This window comes from Actinoplanes sp. NPDC023714 (assembly GCF_040639855.1).
Classification (GTDB): domain Bacteria; phylum Actinomycetota; class Actinomycetes; order Mycobacteriales; family Micromonosporaceae; genus Actinoplanes.
The window spans coordinates 516,238-537,139 of sequence record NZ_JBFAAR010000003.1 but is presented as its reverse complement, the minus strand read 5'-3'; the positions used below and the strand labels follow the sequence as shown (position 1 = coordinate 537,139).

General features: G+C 73.7%; 22 protein-coding genes. 13 read left to right on the top strand and 9 right to left on the bottom strand.

Going from position 1 to position 20,902, the window contains the following annotated elements; genetic code table 11:
• The first annotated feature begins 9 nt into the window (after positions 1-9).
• Both AB0G10_RS17815 and AB0G10_RS17810 read left to right on the top strand, forming a co-directional pair.
• Entirely contained in the window at positions 10-1,014 is a 1,005-nt protein-coding gene (locus tag AB0G10_RS17815) for an MsnO8 family LLM class oxidoreductase (RefSeq protein WP_360922187.1), read from the top strand.
• A gap of 16 nt (positions 1,015-1,030) precedes the next feature.
• The gene (locus AB0G10_RS17810) at positions 1,031-1,795 is read left to right on the top strand and encodes an alpha/beta fold hydrolase (RefSeq protein WP_360922185.1); all 765 of its coding nucleotides are present in this window, start codon (positions 1,031-1,033) and stop codon (positions 1,793-1,795) included.
• On the opposite strand, the gene AB0G10_RS17805 is transcribed toward AB0G10_RS17810, so the two are convergent.
• Positions 1,792-2,781 (bottom strand): LLM class flavin-dependent oxidoreductase, encoded by a 990-nt coding sequence (locus AB0G10_RS17805; RefSeq protein WP_360922182.1) that lies wholly within the window; start codon positions 2,779-2,781, stop codon positions 1,792-1,794. The two genes, AB0G10_RS17810 and AB0G10_RS17805, sit on opposite strands and share 4 nt — an antisense overlap.
• A gap of 65 nt (positions 2,782-2,846) precedes the next feature.
• Between AB0G10_RS17805 and AB0G10_RS17800 the strand changes: the two genes are divergently transcribed.
• Positions 2,847-3,656 carry a DedA family protein gene (locus tag AB0G10_RS17800; protein ID WP_360922179.1) on the top strand — a complete coding sequence of 270 codons (810 nt, stop codon included), beginning with the start codon at positions 2,847-2,849 and terminating at the stop codon, positions 3,654-3,656.
• 60 nt (positions 3,657-3,716) lie between these two features.
• On the opposite strand, the gene AB0G10_RS17795 is transcribed toward AB0G10_RS17800, so the two are convergent.
• Both AB0G10_RS17795 and AB0G10_RS17790 read right to left on the bottom strand, forming a co-directional pair.
• Positions 3,717-4,214: an NUDIX hydrolase gene (locus AB0G10_RS17795; protein ID WP_360922176.1), complete on the bottom strand. Its 498-nt coding sequence runs from the start codon at positions 4,212-4,214 to the stop codon at positions 3,717-3,719.
• Positions 4,215-4,280: 66 nt separating this feature from the next.
• Entirely contained in the window at positions 4,281-4,751 is a 471-nt protein-coding gene (locus AB0G10_RS17790) for a hypothetical protein (RefSeq protein WP_360922173.1), read from the bottom strand.
• Positions 4,752-4,930: 179 nt separating this feature from the next.
• Between AB0G10_RS17790 and AB0G10_RS17785 the strand changes: the two genes are divergently transcribed.
• The 5 genes from AB0G10_RS17785 (at position 4,931) to AB0G10_RS17765 (ending at position 10,597) form a co-directional block, all read left to right on the top strand.
• Complete coding sequence (locus tag AB0G10_RS17785; RefSeq protein ID WP_360922170.1) at positions 4,931-5,701, top strand: class I SAM-dependent methyltransferase; 771 nt, start codon at positions 4,931-4,933, stop codon at positions 5,699-5,701.
• Positions 5,698-6,531 carry an AraC family transcriptional regulator gene (locus AB0G10_RS17780; RefSeq protein ID WP_360922167.1) on the top strand — a complete coding sequence of 278 codons (834 nt, stop codon included), beginning with the start codon at positions 5,698-5,700 and terminating at the stop codon, positions 6,529-6,531. Before AB0G10_RS17785 ends, AB0G10_RS17780 begins: the two co-directional genes overlap by 4 nt.
• A 111-nt stretch (positions 6,532-6,642) precedes the next feature.
• Positions 6,643-7,464: an ABC transporter ATP-binding protein gene (locus AB0G10_RS17775; protein WP_360922164.1), complete on the top strand. Its 822-nt coding sequence runs from the start codon at positions 6,643-6,645 to the stop codon at positions 7,462-7,464.
• On the top strand, positions 7,461-8,510 hold the full coding sequence (locus tag AB0G10_RS17770) for an iron-siderophore ABC transporter substrate-binding protein (protein ID WP_360922161.1): 1,050 nt from the start codon (positions 7,461-7,463) through the stop codon (positions 8,508-8,510). Before AB0G10_RS17775 ends, AB0G10_RS17770 begins: the two co-directional genes overlap by 4 nt.
• A complete protein-coding gene (locus AB0G10_RS17765; RefSeq protein ID WP_360922158.1) occupies positions 8,507-10,597 on the top strand; it encodes an iron ABC transporter permease in 2,091 nt (696 codons plus the stop codon). Before AB0G10_RS17770 ends, AB0G10_RS17765 begins: the two co-directional genes overlap by 4 nt.
• Here the strand turns inward: AB0G10_RS17765 and AB0G10_RS17760 are convergent.
• Together AB0G10_RS17760 and AB0G10_RS17755 are read right to left on the bottom strand one after the other, a co-directional pair.
• Positions 10,561-11,328, bottom strand: coding sequence for an alpha/beta hydrolase (locus tag AB0G10_RS17760; RefSeq protein WP_360922155.1), 768 nt, complete (start codon positions 11,326-11,328; stop codon positions 10,561-10,563). The two genes, AB0G10_RS17765 and AB0G10_RS17760, sit on opposite strands and share 37 nt — an antisense overlap.
• Complete coding sequence (locus AB0G10_RS17755; RefSeq protein WP_360923058.1) at positions 11,325-11,909, bottom strand: TetR family transcriptional regulator; 585 nt, start codon at positions 11,907-11,909, stop codon at positions 11,325-11,327. The genes AB0G10_RS17760 and AB0G10_RS17755 overlap by 4 nt, the downstream gene beginning before the upstream one ends.
• Positions 11,910-11,979: 70 nt before the next feature.
• Here AB0G10_RS17755 and AB0G10_RS17750 point away from each other — a divergent pair, with 70 nt between their 5' ends.
• Positions 11,980-12,831 carry an oxidoreductase gene (locus tag AB0G10_RS17750; RefSeq protein ID WP_360922152.1) on the top strand — a complete coding sequence of 284 codons (852 nt, stop codon included), beginning with the start codon at positions 11,980-11,982 and terminating at the stop codon, positions 12,829-12,831.
• Positions 12,832-12,925: 94 nt separating this feature from the next.
• Here the strand turns inward: AB0G10_RS17750 and AB0G10_RS17745 are convergent, their stop codons facing one another.
• A complete protein-coding gene (locus AB0G10_RS17745; RefSeq protein WP_360922150.1) occupies positions 12,926-14,536 on the bottom strand; it encodes an FAD-dependent monooxygenase in 1,611 nt (536 codons plus the stop codon).
• Positions 14,537-14,644: 108 nt separating this feature from the next.
• The gene (locus AB0G10_RS17740; protein WP_360922147.1) at positions 14,645-15,268 is read right to left on the bottom strand and encodes a TetR family transcriptional regulator; all 624 of its coding nucleotides are present in this window, start codon (positions 15,266-15,268) and stop codon (positions 14,645-14,647) included.
• Positions 15,269-15,339: 71 nt separating this feature from the next.
• Between AB0G10_RS17740 and AB0G10_RS17735 the strand changes: the two genes are divergently transcribed.
• Positions 15,340-15,645: a hypothetical protein gene (locus tag AB0G10_RS17735; protein WP_360922144.1), complete on the top strand. Its 306-nt coding sequence runs from the start codon at positions 15,340-15,342 to the stop codon at positions 15,643-15,645.
• On the opposite strand, the gene AB0G10_RS17730 is transcribed toward AB0G10_RS17735, so the two are convergent.
• Together AB0G10_RS17730 and AB0G10_RS17725 are read right to left on the bottom strand one after the other, a co-directional pair.
• Positions 15,596-16,624: a HAMP domain-containing sensor histidine kinase gene (locus tag AB0G10_RS17730; protein WP_360922141.1), complete on the bottom strand. Its 1,029-nt coding sequence runs from the start codon at positions 16,622-16,624 to the stop codon at positions 15,596-15,598. The genes AB0G10_RS17735 and AB0G10_RS17730 overlap by 50 nt on opposite strands.
• A 4-nt stretch (positions 16,625-16,628) precedes the next feature.
• Positions 16,629-17,288, bottom strand: coding sequence for a response regulator transcription factor (locus AB0G10_RS17725; RefSeq protein ID WP_360922139.1), 660 nt, complete (start codon positions 17,286-17,288; stop codon positions 16,629-16,631).
• 118 nt (positions 17,289-17,406) lie between these two features.
• On the opposite strand from AB0G10_RS17725, the gene AB0G10_RS17720 reads away from it, so the two are divergent.
• The 3 genes from AB0G10_RS17720 to AB0G10_RS17710 all read left to right on the top strand — a co-directional run bounded on the left by AB0G10_RS17720 (position 17,407) and on the right by AB0G10_RS17710 (position 20,901).
• A complete protein-coding gene (locus tag AB0G10_RS17720; RefSeq protein ID WP_360922136.1) occupies positions 17,407-18,522 on the top strand; it encodes a mannosyltransferase family protein in 1,116 nt (371 codons plus the stop codon).
• Between the two features lie 15 nt (positions 18,523-18,537).
• A complete protein-coding gene (locus AB0G10_RS17715; RefSeq protein WP_360922134.1) occupies positions 18,538-19,323 on the top strand; it encodes a maleylpyruvate isomerase family mycothiol-dependent enzyme in 786 nt (261 codons plus the stop codon).
• Positions 19,324-19,455: 132 nt separating this feature from the next.
• Positions 19,456-20,901 carry an SMI1/KNR4 family protein gene (locus AB0G10_RS17710; protein WP_360922131.1) on the top strand — a complete coding sequence of 482 codons (1,446 nt, stop codon included), beginning with the start codon at positions 19,456-19,458 and terminating at the stop codon, positions 20,899-20,901.
• Position 20,902: the final 1 nt, after the last annotated feature.

Below are 20,902 nucleotides of genomic sequence, written 5' to 3'. Positions count from 1 at the left end.
GCACCTGTCGTGATCAACGGACTCTCCCTGCTGGATCGGTCGCGGATCCGCGCCGGCGAGACCGGGGCCGCGGCGCTCCGGGCGACCGTCGCGCGCGCCACGAGGGCCGAGCTTCTCGGGTACGACCGGATCTGGGTCGCCGAGCACCACGGGGTGCCCGGGATCGCGGGCGCCGCGCCGGCCGTGCTGCTGGCCGCGGTGGCCGGCGCCACGTCGACCGTCCGGATCGGCTCGGCCGGCGTGATGCTGCCGCACCACCAGCCGATCGTGGTGGCCGAGCAGTTCGCCACCCTCTCCGCCTTCGCGCCGGGCCGGGTCGACCTCGGGCTGGGCCGCTCCCCCGGCTTCACCGCCCCGGTGCGCCGCGCGCTGCGCCAGGGCGAGAACGACTTCGCCACCGACCTCGCCGAACTGCGGGCGTATCTCGACGGGACGGCCGAGGTCACCGCGCATCCGCGGCCGGACGGTCCGGTGCCGCTGCACGTGCTCGCCACCGGCAGCGGGTTGCGGGTGGCCGCCGAGGCCGGGCTGCCGGTGATCGTCGGCGGGCCGCTGCTGGGCGTCGGCGGCGACCCCGGTCCCGGGATGGAGGCGCTGGACGCCTACCGGCGCGCCTTCCGGCCCACCGAGCGGCAACCGGAACCGCGGGTCGCGATCAGCCTGGACGTCCTGATCGCGGACACCGAGGCGGAGGCCGCCGACCTGCTGCTGCCCGAGGCGTGGGCGATGGCGTGGAGCCGTACCCATGGGGTGTTTCCGCCCCTGGAATCCGTGGCGGCTGTCCGGGCCGCTCCGCGGACGTCGCGTCAGCAGGGTCACCTCGACCGGACCGTGGCGGCGGCGATCACCGGGACGCGGGCCGCCGTGGAGAGCCGGCTCGCCGAACTGCTCGAGCGGACCGGGGCGGCCGAACTGGTCGCCGCGAGCAGCACCTTCGACCGGGACGCCCTGGCCGCCTCGGACGCGAGCCTGGCCGCGCTGTTCGGGAAGTCCGGGCCGGTAAAGCCCGGATGACACCTAGGATCGGGGTGTGGCCGAGCGCGTCCGATTCGCCAGCAGCCGGGGGCCCGCGTTGGCCGGGCTGATCGACCCGCCCGCCGAACCGGTCCGCGGCTGGGGCGTCTTCGCCCACGGCTTCGCGCTCAGCAAGGACTCGCCGGGCGCGGCCCGCACCTGCAAGCAGCTCGCCGCCGAGGGCATCGGCATGCTGCGCTTCGACAACCTCGGCCTCGGCGACTCGGAGGGCGACTGGGGCGACGGATCGTTCGCGGTCAAGGTCGACGACACGGTGCTGGCCGCCGAGTTCCTGGCCGGGCGCGGCACGGCGCCCGACATCCTGGTCGGCCACTCCCTCGGCGGCGCCGCCGTGATCGCCGCGGCGAACCGGATCCCCAGCGTGCGGGCGGTCGCCACGATCGGCGCCCCGTTCGAGCCGAAGAACGTGGAACGGCACTACCAGGCCCTCGTCGACCGGGTCATCGAGGACGGGCACGCCGAGTGGCTGGTCGGCGGCAAGGCGCTGATCCTCAAGCGCAGCCTGGTCGAGGACTTCCGCCGGGCCGAGCTGCGCCACCACGTGGAGGACCTCGGGCTGCCGCTGCTGGTGATGCACTCCCCCACGGACAGCACCGTGGACGTCGCCAACGCCAGCCGGATCTTCCAGGCCGCGAAGCACCCGCGCAGCTTCGTCGCGCTGGAGGGGTCGGACCATCTGCTGACCGCTTCCGGACAGGCGCAGCGCGCGGCCCGGGTGATCAGCGCGTGGGCCGACCCCTATCTGACCTCCGTCGATTAGGCGACGGCCTCCGCGGTCAGCGCGACCGACTCCAGGCGGTCCTCGATCCGGGTCGCCTGGTGCGCGACGATCAGCTCGTCGGCCTGCGCCTCCTTCGCGAACGCGGTGAGATACGCGCCCACCTCGTCCGGCGTGCCCACCGCCGTGTACGTCAGCATCGAGGCGAGCTGGCGGCCGTTCGGCGTGGCCAGGAACGCGTCGATCTCCTCGTCGCCGTAGTCCGGCGCGCCGGGGGCCCGGGTGATCAGGCCGCGCACCAGGATGCGGCGGGTGGTCTCGAACCGCTCCCGCGCCGCCTCGGAGGTCGCGGCGGCCACCACGTTCACCCCGGCGATCACGTAGGGTGCGGACAGCTGCTCCGACGGCGTGAAGTCGCGGCGGTAGAGGGCGACGGCCTCGTGCAGCAGTCCGGGCGAGAAGTGCGAGGCGAACGCGTACGGCAGACCGTACGCCGCGGCCAGCCGCGCCCCGAACATCGACGAACCCAGAATGAACAGCGGCACGTTCGTCCCCGCGCCGGGCGTGGCCTGCACACCCTCGACGCGGGACGCGCCGCTGAGGTAGCCCTGCAGCTCGAGGACGTCCTGCGGGAAGGACTCGGCGGACATCGGGTCGCGGCGCATCGCCCGCATGGTGGCCTGGTCGCTGCCGGGCGCCCGGCCCAGCCCGAGGTCGATGCGGTCCGGGTGCAGCGAGGCGAGGGTGCCGAACTGCTCGGCGATCACCAGCGGCGAGTGGTTGGGCAGCATGACGCCGCCGGCGCCGAGCCGGATGGTCGAGGTGTGGGCGGCGACGTGGCCGATCAGGAGGCTGGTGGCGCTGGACGCGATCCGGGCCATGTTGTGGTGCTCGGCGTACCAGACCCGCTCGTACCCATGCCTCTCGGCCGCCTGAGCGAGGGCGACGGAATTCGCGAAGGCCTGCGCGACGGTCTCGCCGGGGGCGATGGGCGCCAGGTCCAGGATCGAAAGGCGGGGTGCAGTCATATCCGGGGCAACACCCGGCCCGTCAAGATCGTTCCCATCGGGCAGTTTTTCAGGAAGTTCGTATCTTGCCCCCGTATCTTCGGCGCCACCTGCTGGTCGACGGAGGAGACGAGTTCCACGTGAGTGGCATCACCGACTGGATCACCGACTGGGTCTTCCGGCTCGTCGATGCGCTCGGGGCGGCCGGCGTCGGCCTGCTGCTCTTCCTCGAGACGGTGATCCCGCCGATCCCCTCCGAGCTGATCCTGCCGCTGGCCGGCTTCCGGGCCCGTGACGGCGACCTCAACGTGATCGCCGTCTGGACCGCCGCCACGGTCGGCGCCCTGGCCGGCGCGCTCGTCCTCTACTACGTGGGCGCCCTGCTCGGGTACGACCGCCTGCACGCGCTGGCCGGCAAACGCTGGTTCGTGCTGTCCACCCGGGCCGACGTGGAACGCGGCTACGCGCTCTTCGACAAGTACGGCTCCTGGCTGGTGCTGGCCGCCCGGTGCGTCCCCATCGTGCGCAGCCTGATCTCGCTGCCGGCCGGTGTCGCCCGGATGCCGATCGGCAGGTTCGTCCTGTTCACCGCGATCGGCAGCGGCATCTGGAACGCCGCCCTGATCGGGGCCGGCTGGCAGCTCGCCGACAACTGGGAGCGCGTCGAAGGCTGGCTCGGCCCGGTGTCCAAGGTCGTGCTCGCCCTCGGCGTCGCCTTCGTCGTCTTCCTGGTGGTCCGCCGGCTGCTGGCCCGCAAGCGCGCCATGGCCGCCGGCGTCGACCCGGCCGAGGCGGACGTGGACGGCCGGCTCGCCGCCGACTTCGACGGCCTGGGCAGCCCCAACCACTACCCGACGGCCCGCGGCGTGGCCCGGGTGTCCGATCGCGGGCGCTGACGCCCCCGGGCGCGGCGTCGAGCCGCCTTCGCGGTTGGTGCGGTCGCCGGCTTCCGGGCGCTAAGGGCTGACCCCCTGCACCGGGCGGCCGTCCTCCAGATAGCGCACTCCCTTGGCCTTCCAGGCGGCGCGCACACGACGCCGGACCGGTCCGCTGAGCAGAGGCAGCGCCTCGTCGATCGGCAGGACCCGGCTTTCGGCGATCTCGATCGGCTGAAGGATCACCGTGTCCAGGACGTCGTCGTCGAAGACGCCGCAGTCGAAGAGGAAGCGCATACCACCCGGACGGTCGGGTCGTGGGCGGCGGAAGTCGACGCATGCGAGCCGTCCCGTGGTGACGTCGAGGCCGCACTCCTCCCTGGTCTCGCGGCGACACGCATCCCAGGGTGACTCGCCGACCTCGACGACCCCACCCGGGATCGTCCAGCCGCCCTTGTACGTCGGCTTCAGAATGAGCAACCGGCCCTTGCGGCCACGGACGAGAGCCCCGGCCGAGGCCGGGATGGTCGGGAGTACGAACGTCAGCTCGGGCAGCTCACCGGGGTCGACGTCGCTCATGGTGTGCATGCTAGATCCGGCGCGGCTTCTCGGCCATTCACGCGCCGCCGGCCACCACGGTCACGTTCAGGCGGTGGGTGCGGTACTGATCAAGGCCTCCGGCCGGCACAGCACGGTGATCCGATAGGACAGGCCGACGTTGGACCAGATCTGGCCCCGCAGCGTGAGGCAGACGCCGACCCGGTCGTCGTGCTCCGGGTGCTCGAAGAAGTCCGCACTCGGGTCCGCGATCGCGCCGACCAGGCCCTGGGTGCCCTGCTTGGTGCCGGGCACCTGGAGCAGGCCGACGGCGATCTGGATCTCGGCGTCGTCGAGGTCGCCGACGGTGTACCAGTGGGTGTCGGGCAGGAACAACTGCGAGTCGACGGCGCGCCGCTGGTAGTTCGGTCCCATCATCCCGGACTCCGGGTCGGGGATGTCGCCGATCCAGGCCGTCCCCGCGAAGTCGGTGCGCAGCCTTCGGGCGTCGGAGCGGAACTCCGTCACGAGCGTGTCGAGGCGAGGCTGGGCCGCGAGGTGCACGGATGCGTCGGTCATGATCGCACTCTAACCGGGCCGGAGATCAGGCGGCGTGCGGTGTTCGCAGGCGGTGACGGTGTCGTCGGGACGGGCGGTGCAGGTGCCGATGACCGTGACCCTCCGTGCCGCGCGTCATAGGGGTGATTTCGTCCGCCCGGGATGACGGCGTCCGCCCGGTCGTCCTGCCACAGTGGCGCATGCTTGATTCGCCGGACGAGCTGGCCGTCAACCGTGCGCTCTGGACGCTGGTGAACGCGGAGTTCACCGACTCGCGGGCGCACGCCGCGTGGGCGGCCGAGGAGTTCACCTGGGGCCTGTTCGGCAACACCGAGCGGCGGCTCGGCGTCCTCGGCGACGTCGCCGGCCTCGACGTCGTCGAGCTCGGCTGCGGCACCGCGTACGTCTCGGCCTGGCTGGCCCGGCGCGGCGCGCGCCCGGCCGGCGTGGACCTGACGCCCGCCCAGCTGGACACCGCCCGCCGCTGCCAGCGGGAGTTCGGGCTGTCGTTCCCGCTGATCGAGGCGAACGCCGAGGAGGTGCCGCTGCCGGACGGCTCCTTCGACCTGGCCGTCAGCGAGTACGGGGCGTGCGTCTGGTGCGACCCGGAGCGCTGGATCCCGGAGGCGGCCCGGCTGCTGCGGCCCGGCGGCCGGCTCGTCTTCCTGACCACCAGCGTGCAGGCGATGCTCTGCGTCCCCGAGGAGGGCGGCTTCGCCGGGGACCGGCTGCTGCGGCCGCAGCGCGGCACGGCGCGGATACGGTGGCCCGGCGGCGGGACCGAGTTCCATCCGAGCCACGGCGAGTGGATCCGGATCCTGCGCGCCTCCGGGTTCGCCGTCGAGGCCCTGCACGAGCTGTACGCCGCCGACGACGCCGAGACCCACGAGTACTACGACATCGCGACGGCGGACTGGGCGGGACGATGGCCGGTCGAGGATCTGTGGGTCGCCCGTACCCTCGCGGGGTGATCGAACACGAATCGGGGATGGTGAAGGACGAGGTCGGACCGGCGACCTGGCGCCGGGACCCGGGCACGGTGGTCCGCCGGGCCCTCCCCGTGCCGGCCGGCGAGGCCCCGCACGCGATCGTGGCCGAGTCGGAGGTGCAGGGCGCCGCGACCGACTGGCTGCCGCACGCGCACCCGATGCACGAGCTGGTGTGGGTCCGCGGCGGGACGCTGACCTCCCGGATCGGGAACCGGATCGTCACGGTGCCGGCCGGGTCCGGCCTGTGGCTGCCGGCTGGGGTGGTGCACGGCGGCCGGCTGACCGCGGGCGCCGAGCTGCACGACGCGTTCTTCGACCCGGGGCGCACGCCGGTCGCGTTCCCGGGCCCCACCTCGATCACCATGACGCCGCTGCTGGAGTCGCTGCTGCTGCGGCTGGCCCGCGCCGGCCTCGACGCCGGGGCCCGGCAGCGGACCGAGGCCGTCGTGTTCGACGTGCTGGAGGCCGCCGAGCGGCAGTTCGCGCTGGAGCTGCCCGGCGACCCGCGGATCGACGTGATCGCCGAGGCGCTGCTCGAGGACCCGGCCGACGACCGCGGGCTGCAGGAGTGGGCGGTTCACCTGGGTGTGAGCGAGAGAACGATCACCCGGGCGTTCCGGGAGGCGACCGGGCTGTCGTTCGCGCAGTGGCGTCAGGCACTGCGGGTGCACGAGGCGATGGCGCTGCTGTCGACCGGCGCCGACGTGCGGGAAGTGTCCGAGCGGCTCGGATATTCGCAGCCCAGCACGTTCATCGCGGCGTTCCGCCGGGTGATGCAGGTGACTCCGGGGCGGATCACGAAAGCGGGCTGATGTCCGGTTTCCCGTATCGGATGTCCCGGGTGCGGGATTGCCGCCAAGTTGATCATCACCTAGCCTCCGTTAGGCAAGGCAACCCTTACTAAGCCGATACGGAGCCCGACCATGTCCGCCCTCAGCGCTGAACAGCTGGTGCTCCGCTACGGGAGAACGGCGGTCGTGCACGGCGTCTCGGTGACGATCGAGCCCGGCCGGGTGACCGCGCTGGTCGGCCCGAACGGCAGCGGGAAGTCCACGCTGCTGCGCGCCCTGGCCCGCCTGCACCGGGTGGACGACGGCCGGGTGCGCCTCGAGGAGCGGGACACGGCGCTGCTCAGCGCCCGCGAGTTCGCCCGCGAGGTCACCCTCTTCGCGCAGTCCCGGCAGGCCCCGCACGGGCTGACCGCCGCCGAGGTCGTCGCGTTCGGCCGGCACCCGCACCGGCGCCGCTTCGCCGGGCCGTCCGCCACCGATCGCGCCGCGGTCGCCCGGGCGATGCGGGTCACCGGCGTCCACGACATGGGCGAGCGGCCGGTCGGCGAGCTGTCCGGCGGCGAGATGCAGCGGGTCTGGCTCGCCGCCTGCCTGGCGCAGGAGACCGGCGTCGTGCTGCTCGACGAGCCGACCAACCACCTCGACCTGCGCTACCAGATCGAGACCCTGGACCTGGTCCGCGACCTCGCCGGGGAGCACGGCGTCGCGGTCGGCATCGTGCTGCACGACCTCGACCACGCCACCCGCGTCGCGGACACGCTCGTGCTGCTCGCCGCCGGCCGGGTGCACGCCGCGGGCGACCCGTTCGCCGTGCTCACCGCCGAGAACATCAGCGAGGTCTACGGCCTGCGCGTCGAGGTCGAGACCGACCCGCGCACCGGCCGCCTGCGCATCGACCCCGTCGGGCGGCACCCCGCCCGTCCCCGCACCACCACAGGAGAGATCCCGGTATGAACCGCATCCGCCTCGCCGCGCTCGCCGCGGCCGTCGCCGTGACGGCCTCGGCCTGCGGCACCACCGAGGTCGAGGAGCCCGCCGCCGGCGCGGTGTCCGCGCCCGTGTCGCAGACCTGCGCGAACGACACCACGAGCACCGCGACCGGCCCGGTGTCGATCACCGACGGCGTGGGCCGCACGGTGGAGCTCGCCAAGCCCGCCCAGCGGGTCGCGGTGCTGGAGTGGCAGCAGACCGAGGACCTGCTGACCCTCTGCGTCACCCCGGTCGCGGTCGCCGACGCGAAGGGCTACGGCACCTACGTGAAGGCGGAGACGCTGCCCTCCGGCGTCGTGGACACCGGCGAGCGCGGCGAGCCCGACCTGGACGCGCTCTACGCCACGAACCCGGACCTCATCGTCGTGGAGGCGTACCAGGCGGACGACGAGATCATCACGAAGCTGGAGAAGCGCGGCGTCCCGGTGCTCGCCACGGTCGGCGCCGACGCGTCCGGCCAGATCGCGAACATGAAGAAGGTCTTCTCGATGATCGGTACGGCCACCGGCCGCACCGAGCGCGCCGACCTGGTCCTGAAGCAGTTCGACCAGCACCTCGCCGAGGCGAAGCAGAAGGTCGCGGCCGCGAACGTGACGGCGAAGGACTTCCTGTTCTTCGACGGCTGGATCGAGGGCGGCAACGTCGTCATCCGCCCGTACGGCAAGGGCGCGCTCTTCACCGAGCTCGGTGAGCAGCTCGGCATGACCGCCGCGTGGACCGACGAGATCAACTCCTCGTACGGCAGTGGCGGCGTCGATCCCTCGTACGGTCTCGCCCAGACCGACATCGAGGGCCTCACCGCGGTCGGGAACGCGACGCTGTTCTACTCCGACGACGAGACCCCGGACAGCTACGTCACCGAGCTGACCAAGAGCCCGATCTGGACGGCACTGCCGGCCGTCGCGGAGAAGCGCGCCTACGCGTTCCCGGCGGGCGTCTGGGGCGCCGGCGGCCCGCTCTCCAACGAGCAGGCGATCGACGCCTACGTGAAGATCCTGACCGGGGCGTGAGCGACACCCGGGTGCGGCGGGCCCTGCCCGCCGCGGGGCTCGGGCGCGGCGCGAGCGGGGCGGCCGTGCTGGCCGTCCTGCTCGTCGCGGTGGTCGCGGCCGGCCTCTGGCACATCACCCAGGGCACCTCCGGGATCGGGTTCACCGACCTGCTGCGCTACCTGCTGGGTGCCCGCGAGCAGGTCGGCGGCGTGCCCGTCACGGACGTGCTGACCGGCTCGCGCCTGCCGCGGATGGCCGCCGGGATCGCGGTCGGGGTGGCGCTCGGCTGCGCCGGCGCGCTGCTGCAGTCGGTGACCCGCAACTCGCTGGCCGCCCCGGACACCCTCGCCGTCACGGCCGGCTCCTACTTCGCGCTCTGCCTGGTCGCCGCGTTCCACCTGGCGGTGCCGCTCTGGGCGTCCGGCGCCGTCGCCTTCGGCGGGGGCCTGCTCGCCGCGGCGCTGGTGCTCGGTCTCGCCGGCAGCGCCGCCGGGCTGGCCTCGACCCGGCTGGTCCTGGCCGGCTCGGCGGTCGCGATGGCCCTCGACGCGGCGACCGCGATGCTGCTGATCCTGTTCCGGGAGAACACCACCGGCCTGTACGCGTGGGGCAGCGGCTCGCTGGCCCAGCTCAACATCGACGCCGCGGCCCGCGCCGCCCCGGTCGTCGCCGTGGTGCTGGCCGTCGCCCTGCTGCTGGCCCGGCGCCTCGACGTGCTCGGCCTCGGCGACGACACGGCGGCCTCGCTCGGCGTGCCGATCCGCGCGACCCGGCTCGTCGCGGTGCTCTGCGCCGTGCTGCTCACCAGCATCTCGGTGACGCTCGCCGGCCCGCTCGCCTTCGTCGGCCTGGCCGCGCCGGTCGCGGTACGCCTGGCCGCCCACCGCATCGGCGTGCTGAGCCGGCACGCCCTCCTGCTGCCCGCCTGCGGCCTGGCCGGGGCGCTGCTCGTGCTGCTCGCCGACGCCGTGCTGCGGGCGATCATGGGCGCCCAGGCGGCCGCCTCGATCCCGACCGGCATCCCGACCTCGCTGCTCGGCGCCGTGGTGATCGTGGTCCTGGCGCTGCGGCTGCGCGACGCCGGGACAGCCCGCGAGGCGCCCCGGGCCCACGTCGCCGTCCGCTCCCGCCGCCGCTTCCTCACCGTGCTGACCGTCGCGGCGGTGCTGCTCGCCGCCGTCGCGGTGGCCGGCCTGCTGGCCGGGAGCCTGTGGCTGCGCACCGGAGACGTCGTGCTCTGGCTGCAGGGCGCCGCGCCGGATCTGATCGGCCGGGCGCTCGACGACCGCGCCCCGAGGGTGGCCGCAGCCATCACGGCCGGCGCGGCCCTCGCCCTGGCCGGGACCGTCGTCCAGGGAACGGTGCGCAACCCGCTCGCCGAGCCCGGCGTGCTCGGCATCACCGCGGGCGCCGGCCTCGGCGCCGTGATCGTCGTGACCTCGGGCCTGCCCGGCGGGCGCCCGGTGCTGATCGGCACCGCCGTCGCGATGGGCCTCGCCACGTTCGCGCTCATCACCCTGCTGGCCTGGCGGGGCGGGCTGCTGCCGGACCGGTTCCTGCTGATCGGCATCGGCTGCGGCTACGCGCTCACCGCGGTCAGCACGTTCCTGCTGCTGCGCGCCGACCCGTGGGACACCCCGCGCATCCTGACCTGGCTGTCCGGGACCACGTACGGCCGTACCTTCGCCGACGTGCTGCCGGTCGTGGCCGTGCTCCTGATCGCCACGCCCGCGGTGCTCGGCCTGCGCCGCCAGCTCGACCTGCTGGCGATCGACGAGGACACCCCGCGGATCTTCGGCGTCCGCTGCGAGGGCGCCCGGCTCACCCTGCTGGCGATCGCGGCGGTGGCGGCGGCCGTGGCGGTCGTGGCGGTCGGCGTGGTCGGCTTCGTCGGGCTGGTGGCCCCGCACCTCGCGCGCGGCCTCGTCGGCGTCCGGCACGGGCGCATCATCCCGGTCGCCATGCTGCTCGGTGGCCTGCTCGTCGGCGTGGCGGACGCGCTCGGCCGTACCCTGATCGCCCCTTCGCAGATTCCCGCCGGGCTGATGATGGCGTTGATCGGGGCGCCCTATTTCGTCTGGTTGCTGAGCCGCTCCCGGGCGTGATCGAGGAATTCGCGGATCATCGTGCTGATCAGTTCCGGACGCTCGGCGATCAGGTTGTGCGTGGTCCCCGGCACGATGGCGAGCTGCGCGCCGGGGATCGCGGCGGCGATGCGCAGGCTGTGATCGGGGCGGATGGTGTCCCGGTCCCCCGCCATGACCAGCACCGGCGCCGTGATCCGGGCCAGGTCGGCCGGCGCGATGTGCGGCTCACTGGTCCAGAGAGCGAAGAGCTTCTCGAGTACGAGGTCAGCGTGCGCGGCGCCGTCCGGCGAGAGACGGTCGTAGTGCATCCGCTCGACGTCGGGGCGCTGCGGCTCCGGCTTCGGCAGCGCGCTGAGCGTGAGATCGGAGTCCTCGAACGCCGACGGGTCGAGGTTCGCGCTGATCGCGACGAGCGACCGCACCCGCTCCGGGTGGTCGAGGGCGAGCAGCAGCCCGATGATCGCGCCGTCGCTGTAGCCGACCACGTGCGCCGACCCGAGGCCCGCCGCGTCGAGGTAGGCCAGGGTGTCGGCGACCATGCGGGGATATCCGTAGGCCTCGTCGATGTCGGCGGAGCGGCCGTGCCCGGGGCGCTCGAACGCGTACACCCGGTGATCCGCCACGAGGGCGTCGGACTGTGCTCGCAGCGACTCCAGCGAGCAGAAGCCGCCGTGCAGCAGCAGGACGGGCTCGCCGTCCCCGGCCACCTCGGCGTAGAGGTCGGCGCCGTTGATCCGGAGGTGGCTCACCGGCGCGGGTCCAGCGCCGGCCCGATCACCGCGAACGCCCGGTCGGTCAGCTCGTGCGGGTCGGCCGCCCCGTCGCTGACGCTCCAGTGCCGCATCGCCGCCTCGAACGCGGCCAGCGCCATCCCGGCCGCCATCTCCGGGAACAGGTCGGTGGCCGGGTCCCGGCCGAGGCGGCCGGCCAGGTCGGCGGTCAGCCACTCCCGCCACTGCGCCTGACGCTCCAGCATGCGGGCGTGCAGGACCGGCGTACGCAGAATCAGCTGGACCACCCGCAGGGATTTCACCGGCTCGTCCACGCAGTGGTCGATGGCCATGCCGACGGCATGGCGCAGCGCGACGGCCGGCGCCTCGCCGGCCGGTCGCGCCCGGAGCTCGTCACGCATGTCGGCGCCGAGCGAGGCGAGCAGCTGGATCGCGACGTCCTCCTTCGAGGAGAAGTACCGGAAGAACGTGCGCCGGGAGATGCCGGCCGCCTCCACGATCTCGTCGACCGTCGTGCTGTCGAACCCCTTCACGGCGCAGAGCTGCAGCGCCGCCTCGGTGATCTCGGCGGCCACCAGCTGCCGCTTGCGTTCCGCCATGCTCGTCACGGCGCCACGATACTACGCGCCTCCCTTGACACTGAGTGCCACTTTCGACATGGTGTGACGCATGACGGTATCGCTGATCACCGGCACCACCGGCGGGCTCGGCCTAACCACCGCCCGCGCCCTCCTCGACCGCGGCGACCATGTCATCGCCGCGGTCCGCGACCCCGGCCGCGCCACTCGCCTGCTGCCCGGCGCCGAAGCCCGCCGGCTCGACCTGGCCGACCTCGACGCGGTCCGCGCCTTCGCCCGCGACCTGCGCGCCGACCACGACCGGCTGGACCTGCTGATCAACAACGCGGGCGTCATGGGGATGCCGCGCACAGTCACCGCCCAGGGCCACGAACTGCAGTTCGGCGTCAACCACCTGGGCCACTTCGCGCTCACCGGCCTGCTGCTCGACCTGCTCGCCGCCGGCCGCGACCCGCGCGTCGTCACCGTCTCGTCGAACCTGCACCGGAAAGGCACGCTCCGCTTCGACGACCTCGGCAGCGCCGCCGGATACCGGCCGATGGCCGCCTACAACCGGTCGAAGCTCGCCAACGCCGTCTTCGGCCTCGAACTGCACCGCCGCCTCACCGCGGCCGGCAGCCCGATCCGCAGCATGCTCGCCCACCCCGGCTTCACCCGTACCGGCATCCAGCGGGCGGCCACCACCGGCCTCAACCGCCTGATGCTGCGCATCATCACCCCGCTGGTCGCGCAGGGCGCCGCTTCGGGCGCGCTGCCGATCCTGTACGCCGCGACGAACGCCGGCGCCCGCGGTGGCGAGTTCTACGGCCCCTCTGGCGTGGGGGAACTGCGGGGGCGCCCGAAGCGGGTCGAGCCGTCCGCCGACGCCCGCGATCCGGAGCTGGGTGCTCGGCTGTGGACGGTGTCGGAGCAGCTCACCGGGGTCCACTCATTGGCGTCCTAGGAAACTAGGCTTTTAGCTGTGGTGTCGGCGCAACTCTCGGGCGGGCAGCCCTCGGGTGCGTTCGCCGCTACGCGCTCCGTGGCGTCCTAGGAAACTAGGCTTCTCGCTGACGCTCGCCGCCGGGCGAGCCGAAGTGGGCGGTGAGTGCGGCTCGAAGTGACTCGGCGCCTGCTGCCTCGGCGCCACCTTCGGATTCGGCATGCCCTGCTGACCAGGCGACGAAGCAGTCGGGGCGGATCAGCAGCGCGGTCGCGGCGGTGCCGTCGAGGCGGCCGGTGACCACGTCGACGCGGTCCTTCCAGGGCGTGGCGATCTCGGCGAAGTCGCCGGTGGAGTCCAGCAGCAGCGGCCGGGCGGTGCGGGTCAGCTCGGCGAGGCGTTGCGGGCCCTCGGCGCCGTGCACGACCACGTCCGGGGCGGAGCGGCCGGCCAGCGGGTCGGCCGGGTCGGCGGGGTAGCGGGTGTCCGCGCCGGACATCAGCGCCGCGATGTGCCCGGTCACCGCCGGTTCGTGGAGCAGTTCGGCGAAGAGTTCGCGCAGGCCGGTGACGTCGTCGCCGGGAGCGATGAGGGCCGCCTGCGCCCGGGTGGACATCACGACGCGGTCGGCCACCGGGCGGCGCTCGGACTCGTACGTGTCGAGCAGGCCCTCCGGCGCCCAGCCCCGCACCTCGGCGGCGAGCTTCCAGCCCAGGTTGGCGGCGTCCTGCAGGCCGAGGTTGAGGCCGGGGCCGCCCATCGCCGGGTGGACGTGCGCGGCGTCGCCGACGAGCAGCACCCGGCCGTCCCGGTAGCGGGCGGCGATCCTCGTGTTCCCGCTGGTCAACCGGCGCAGCAGGCCGGGGCCGTCCGGGGCGTCGACCGGCAGGTCCGCGCCGAGCACCCGGGCGACGCTGGCGCGCAGTTCCGCCAGGCTCATCGGAGGCGCCGCCGGGCTGATCGGAGTGCCGGCGACAGCCGGCGCCGCCAGGCTCATCGGGGTGTCGCCGGAGGCCGGCGTCGCGGGCCATTCCGTCGTACTCAGAACCGCGGGTCGTCCGGGGAACGGCGCCCAGGCGATCAGCCCGTGCGGGGTGCGGGTGTGCTGGAACGGCGGGACGATGCCGTAGCCGGGCACGCGCAGGCCGCCGGTCCCGGGATCGAGATGCGAGGCCGGGATGGTCACGGTGGCGGTACGGGAGACCGATCGGTCGTCGGTGACGCCGGGGAACGCGATCCCGGCGAGCCGGCGCACCACGCTGCGGCCGCCGTCGGCGCCGACCAGGAACCGGGCCGTGAGCCGGGCGCCGCCGGCGAGGTCGACCTCGACGCGGTCGTCGTGCTGATGCAGGCCGGTGACCTCGTGACCGCGGCGCACGCCGACGCCGAGTTCGGCGGCCCGGGCGGCGAGCTCGGCCTCGAGCCGGGCCTGCGGCACGCCGAGGACGTAGTGCGGGTTCTCCTCGAGCGTCGTCAGGTCCAGCGGGAACGCGCCGAAGACGAAGGCCGGCTGCGGCTTCGGCGGGGTGGGGTCGCCGCTGAGCCGGGCGGCGAGCCCGCGCCGGTCGAGCAGCCGCACGACCTGGCCGACGAGGCCGTTGGCGCGGGGTTCGCCGGTGGCGGTGGTGCGGCGTTCGAGGACGACCGGGCGGACGCCGGCGAGGGCGAGTTCGCAGGCGAGCATGAGGCCGTTCGGCCCGGCTCCGGCGATGAGGACATCGATCATGATCGTGATCCTTTCGGGGCACGCGTCATCGCCACGTCGCGGAGGCGACGCGGATGCGGCTGGAAAGCGGCGGCTTGAAGGAAGCGGCGGCTCAGCGGAAGCGGCGGCTCAGCGGAGGCGGGACGGTTCGGGCAGGCCCGCCGCGATCTGCCTGACGGCGTCGGTGATGAGCCGGTCGATCGGGGCCGGGTCGGCACTGTCGAGGTAGTGCTGCATCGCGACGGCCACGGCGGCGCCGGCCGCGGCCGCGACGAGACGCGGGTACATGTCGGTGGCGAGGTCGGTGCCGGTCCGCTCGGCCACCGCGGCGGCCAGCTCGGCCTCGGCGGTGGCGGCGGCCCGCAGCCGCTCCCCCTGCAGCGCCGGCTCGGCGAGCATGGCGCGCACGCCGGCCGCCCACTGGGGGTGCGCGGGCGACGGCATCGCCTCGACCTCGGGCCCGGGCCGGAACTGCTCCAGCGCCGCCGCGGTGAGCGCCTCCCAGAGCGGCTCGCCGGCGGGACGCTCCCGCAGCGCGGCCGCGGTGCGCAGGCTGCGGTCGAGATGGCGGGAGGCGATCGCCTCGGCCTTGCTGGAGAAGTAGTTGTTGAAGGTCCGCGGCGAGACGCCGGCCGCCTCGGCGATGTCCTCGACGCGGACGTTGTCGTAGCCGCGCTCGGCGGTGAGGTGGATCGCGGCCCAGCCGAGCGCCGCCCGTGTCTCGGCCTTCTTGCGCTGCCGCAATCCCGTCATGCCCCCACCGTAGCAAAACATGCGTGGCACGCAAAGATGCGTGGTACGCAAAAAGATGACAGCATCACGGCATGACGACCACACCGCGCACCGTGGAACTCCACTGCCGGCTCACCGTCCGCGTCGACGATCCCGCGGCGGTCACCGCCCTGGCCGTCCGGCGGCTGCGGGCCGCGAACATCGACTGGGACGAGGAGGAGGACGACCTGGAGACCGCCGCCGCCGAGCTCGGAGCCGACCTGCTCACCGGCCTGGCGAGCCTGGCCGACCCGGACGGGCTGCTGGCCGGCGTCCCCGGCGTCGCGGTGACGGGCGCGCACGTCCGCGCTACGAACCCGGCAGGCGCACCGTCACCCGCAGACCGCCGCCCGGATTAGGCACCGCGTCGAGGGTTCCGCCGTGCGACCGCACGATCGCCCGCGCGATGGCCAGCCCCAGGCCGCTGCCGCCGGTGTGGTCGATGCGGTCGCCGTTGAGCCGGGTGAACGGTTCGAAGAGCCGGGCCACGTCGGACGCGGCGACGACCGGGCCGGTGTTGGTGACCGTCAGCGCGCCCCCGGCGGCGAGCACGACGTGCGCCGAGCCGCCGGGCCGGTTGTACTTGACGGCGTTGTGCACCAGGTTGCGGATCAGCCGTTCCAGCAGCACCCGGTCGCCGTCGACGGTCCACGAGTCCGGCTCGGCGAGGAAGGGGACCTCGTGCTCGGCGGCCACCTCGGCGGCGATCTCGTCGAGGCGCTGCGGGGTGTGCGCGACGATCCCCTGCTCGGCCTGGCTGAGGGTGAGCAGCCCCTCGATGATGCGCTCGCTGCGCTCGTTGGCCTGCAGCAGCTGGCCGGCGACCTGCGCGGACTGGTCGGCGGCCAGCGGCTCGGCCATGGCGACTTCGATGATCATGCGTTGCAGCGCCAGCGGCGTACGCAGCTCATGGCTCGCATTCGCAGCGAAGCTGCGCTGTCCCTCATAGCCGGCGGCAAGCCGGTCGAGCATGCCGTTGAGCGCGGTGACGAGCGTCGTGATCTCGTCGGCGGAGCGGCGGCCGCGACCGGGCGGGATGCGCAGGCCGAGGTTCTGCGGGCCGACCTGGCTGATCAGCGGGACCACGTCGCGCACCGGCGCCATCACCCACCGGCTGACCGGCCGGTGGAGCAGGCCGATCACCGCCAGCACGCAGGCCCACAGGATCAGCGAGTCGACCGGCTTGTTCCGCTCCACCGTGCCGCAGAAGCCCTCGATCTCGTAGAGGCACGGCTCGCCCGCGTAGCCGGGGAGCCACGGCACCCGGAACCAGTAGTGGTGGATCATCAGGACCGCGGTGCCGGCGGCCAGCAGGACGATCAGGAGCCGTGCGCGCATCCGGTCAGCCTCCGAGGCGGTAGCCGGCGCGCGGCACGGTGTGGATCACGGCCGGTTCGCCCAGCTTGAGCCGCAGCTTACGCATGGTGACGGGCACGACGTTGGTGAACGGGTCGATGTTCTCGTCCCAGACCTGTTCCAGCAGGTCCTCGGCGCTCACCGCCCGCCCCTGGGCGCGCATCAGGGCCCGCAGCAGGCCGAACTCCTTGGCGGTCAGGTCGAGCGGCCGGCCGTCGCGGGTGGCCGCGCGGGTGCCGGTGTCGAGCACGATCCCGGCGCGTTCCAGCACCGGCGGCAGGGCCGGGGCGGTGCGCCGGGCCAGCACCTCCAGCCGGGCGACCAGCTCGGCGAACGCGAACGGCTTGGTCAGGTAGTCGTCGGCGCCCAGCCGCAGCCCGGTGACCCGGTCGTAGACGCTGCCGGCCGCGGTGAGCAGCAGCACCCGGGTCTCCAGCCGCCGCTCCCCCATCCACCGGCACACCTCGTCGCCGGTGCTGCCCGGCATGTCGCGGTCGAGCACGGCCACGTCGTAGCGGTTGACCGCGAGCCGTTCGATCGCGGCGTCCCCGTCGTAGCAGACGTCCACCGCCATCGCCTCGCGCCGCAGCCCCCGCGCCAGAAGGTCGACGTAGAGCCGCTCGTCGTCGGCCACCAGCACGCGCATCCGCTCTCCCTCACCGCAAAACCGACTGCGAGGGTACGGGTGACCCGCTAACCGCCGGATAAATCCGTGATCTTCGATTTAGCGGGTGGTTATCCGTACGTCCGTAGCTTCGTCGCCCATGTCGACACTCCTGGCCCCGGCTCCCCCGGTCCTGCGCCCCCAGCCGTGGCGTACGGCGCTGCTCGCGGCCCTCACGGTCTGGGCCACGACCACGGCGGCCCGGCTCGCTGTGAGCCTGCTCGGCCACCGGTCCTCCGCCCTGCACGGCTGGAACCAGTGGGACGCCCAGCACTACGTCACGATCGCCGAGCACGGCTACCACGAGGGCCCCGGCTACCCGGCGTTCTTCCCGCTCCACCCGTTGCTGATCCGCCTGCTGGACCCGGTGCTGCCCGGCGGCGGCCAGGTCGCCGCCCTGGTCATCGCGAACGCGGCCGGGATCGGCGCGCTCGCGGTGCTGCACCGCCTGGCCGCCCACGAGTTCGGCCCGCTGGTGGCCCGGCGCGCGGCCTGGTACCTGGCCGCCACCCCGATGGGCTTCTTCCTGTTCATCGGCTACAACGAGTCACTCTTCGTGCTGCTCGCCGCCGGCGCGCTGTACGCCGGCCGCCGCGGCCACTGGTGGCTGGCCGGCGCGCTGGCCGGCATGTCGTCGGCGACCCGGCTGTTCGGCCTGCTGCTGATCGTCCCGCTCGCCGTCGAGTACCTGCGCGCCCACCGGATCCGGCCGGACGTTCTCGGCCTGGCGCTGGTGCCCTCGGGCGCGCTCGCCTACAGCCTCTACTGCTGGATGGAACTCGGCGACCCGCTGGCGTTCAGCGTCGCCCAGGACCAGTGGGACCGCCGCTACACCCTCCCCGGCGAGGCCTGGCTCATCGCGGTCCGCCAGATCGGCGAGCCGGGCGCGCTCGGCGCGATCCTGGACGCCGGCTCGGTGCTGCTCGCGGCCGTGCTGCTGGTCCTCTGCGTGACCGGCCCCTGGCGGTTCCGGCGCGACCAGGCCTACCTCGTGGTCCAGGGCGCGCTCACCCTCGTCGTGCTGATGTCGACCGAGGTGGGCGGCCGGTCGATGCAGTCGGCCGCCCGGTACGCCATGGAAGCCGTCGCGATCTTCCTGGTGCTGGCCCGCATCGGCGCGAACGAGGCGGCCGACCGTGCCGTGCTCATGGTCGGCATGGCATTGCAGGCGGCGTTCCTGGTCGTCTTCATGGGCGGCACATTCCTGGTCGCCTGACCTAGGGTTCTCGTCATGACGACCCTTGCCGGCCGCACCATCGCGGCCCTGCGCAGCGAGCACGACGCCCTCGCGGACCTCGTCCCCACGCTCTCCCCCGACCGGTTGACCGGCCCGTCCGGCGCTTCCGAGTGGACGATCGCCGACGTCCTGTCCCACCTGGGCAGCGGCGCCGAGATCACGCTGGCCGGCTTCCGGGCGGCGGTCGGCGAGGCCGCCGAGCCCGGCCCCGACTTCAACCAGGGCGTGTGGGACCGCTGGAACGCCACGAGCCCGCAGGACCAGGCCACCGGCGCGATCGCCTCGGACGAGGCCCTCGTCGCCGCCCTCGAATCCGTGCCGGAGGAGCGCCACGAGGACCTCCGCGTCCGGACGTTCCTGCCCGACCCGGTCCCGTACGCCACCTTCGCGGCCCTCCGCCTCAGCGAGGTCGCCCCGCACACCTGGGACGTCCGCGCCGGCCTCGACCCGGCCGCCACCCTGGCCGCCGGCTCCGCCGAGATCATCGCCGAACACCTCGCCGGCGGCATCGGCTTCCTGCTCGGCTTCATCGGCAAGCCGAAGGAGGCCCCCGAACCGGCCGTCGTCGAGATCGCCGGCAGCCCCTATCGCCTCGTCATCGACGACTCGGTGCGCCTCACCACCGAGTCCGTGCCGGCCACCGCGGTGTTCTCGGGTCCGCTCGAGGCGGCGCTGCGGCTGATCTACGGCCGGTTGTCCCCGCGGCACACCGCCCCCGGCATCGAGGTGACCGGCAACATCACCCTCGACGAGCTGCGAGCGGTGTTCCCCGGCTTCTGATCCACCGGCCCGGCGTCCGCGGCGGTGCTGGTCGCCGCCGCGGGCCGGGTCGCCGGTCACGGCCCCTAAGGCGTCCTAGGAAGATAGGATGATCTCGGTACGGCCGGACCCTGCGCATGGCACAATCCCGGCGTGATCGAGATCGACGAGGCGCTGCACCGGCTGGGGAAGGCGTTCGTGGCGGGACTGCGGCAGCCCGGATACCAGCTGACCACCGTGCACGCCCGCGGCAGCGAGAGCCGGACCTACACCCTGGCGGGTGAGCCGGCCCTGCTCGGCCGCTGGAACAACCTCGACCTCGACCACGCGATGGCCGCCCTGCCCGGCGTCGCCGGCCGGGGCATGGTGGTCGAGATGATCGGTGATCCGGACGGGACGTACACCATCCACTGGTCACGGGACGTGCCGTCGCTGCCCGCCCGGATCGTCCTCGACGAGCACTACCGCCTGCCCGGGCACGAGGTGCCGCCCGCCCGGAAGCCCGGCGTCACCGGCTCCGCCGCCACGGATCCGGCGGTGCTGGCCGAGGTCGGGCGGCTGGTCGCCGCGTTCACCGCCCGGCATCACCCGGCCGGGTACGCGCCCGGCTGGTCCGAAGAGGAGATCCTCGACGCCGAACGGCAGCTCGGGGTGCGCCTGCCGGAGGATCTGCGCGCCCTCTACCGCCTGGTGCGCGGCGACGGCGGCGAATCGGGCCTGCTCGACCCGTTCGTCCTCGTACCCTTGAATGTGCTCCTCGCCTGGAATCGGGAGAACCATCCCGGCTATGAGGACGGGCCGTTCGACGACGGGATGATCTTCGACTGTGTGCCGGCCGGACATGTGCGCCGGGTGTCGTCGAGCAGCGGCTGGGTGACGTTCGCGCGCGACCACGGGATGAACTTCGCGGCCGTCGACCTCGATCCGGGGCCGCTGGGCCGGATCGGTCAGGTGCTCACGTACGGGCGGGACGTGTGGGCGCCCGTCGCATATGTCGCCGCCTCGGTGACCGACCTGCTCCGCCGGGCCGTCGCAACCCTCGGCGACGAGCGCCCGCCGGCCCCCGACCCCGAGATCAGGGTCGACGACCTCGCCGACCTGCCGGCGACGGCTCAGGGGGTGGTGCTGAACGCCGCGGGACCGGTCCGCTTCGCCGCCTTCGAGCCCTTCACCGACCTTCGCTCGGTGCGCGTGACCGCCGATTCCGCACTGATCGATTTCAGTCTGCCGATCGAGCGCCTGCACGTGGAAGCGGCGCGCTGGGAGCTCGGCGCGCTGCCGGCGACCATCGTGGATCTCACCCTGGGCGGCAACCGGGAGCCGGCGTCGATCGCCGGCCTGGAGAGGTTGCCGGACCTGGTCCGCCTCGACCTGTCCGGCGCCGCGGTCGCGGACATCGAGGTGATCGCGGCGCTGCCCGCCCTGCGCGTGCTGACCCTCGACGGCCGCCAGTGGACGGATCTGCTGGCCACCGGCCGGCGACCGGACCGGCTGGCCGCGGCCCGGCTGGGCGGCGCCGCCGGGGTGGGCGACGCGGCCCGCTGGGCACGGGCGTTTGGGGTGGCGAGCAGCGTCCGCACCATCAGCGGCGGCCGCTGAG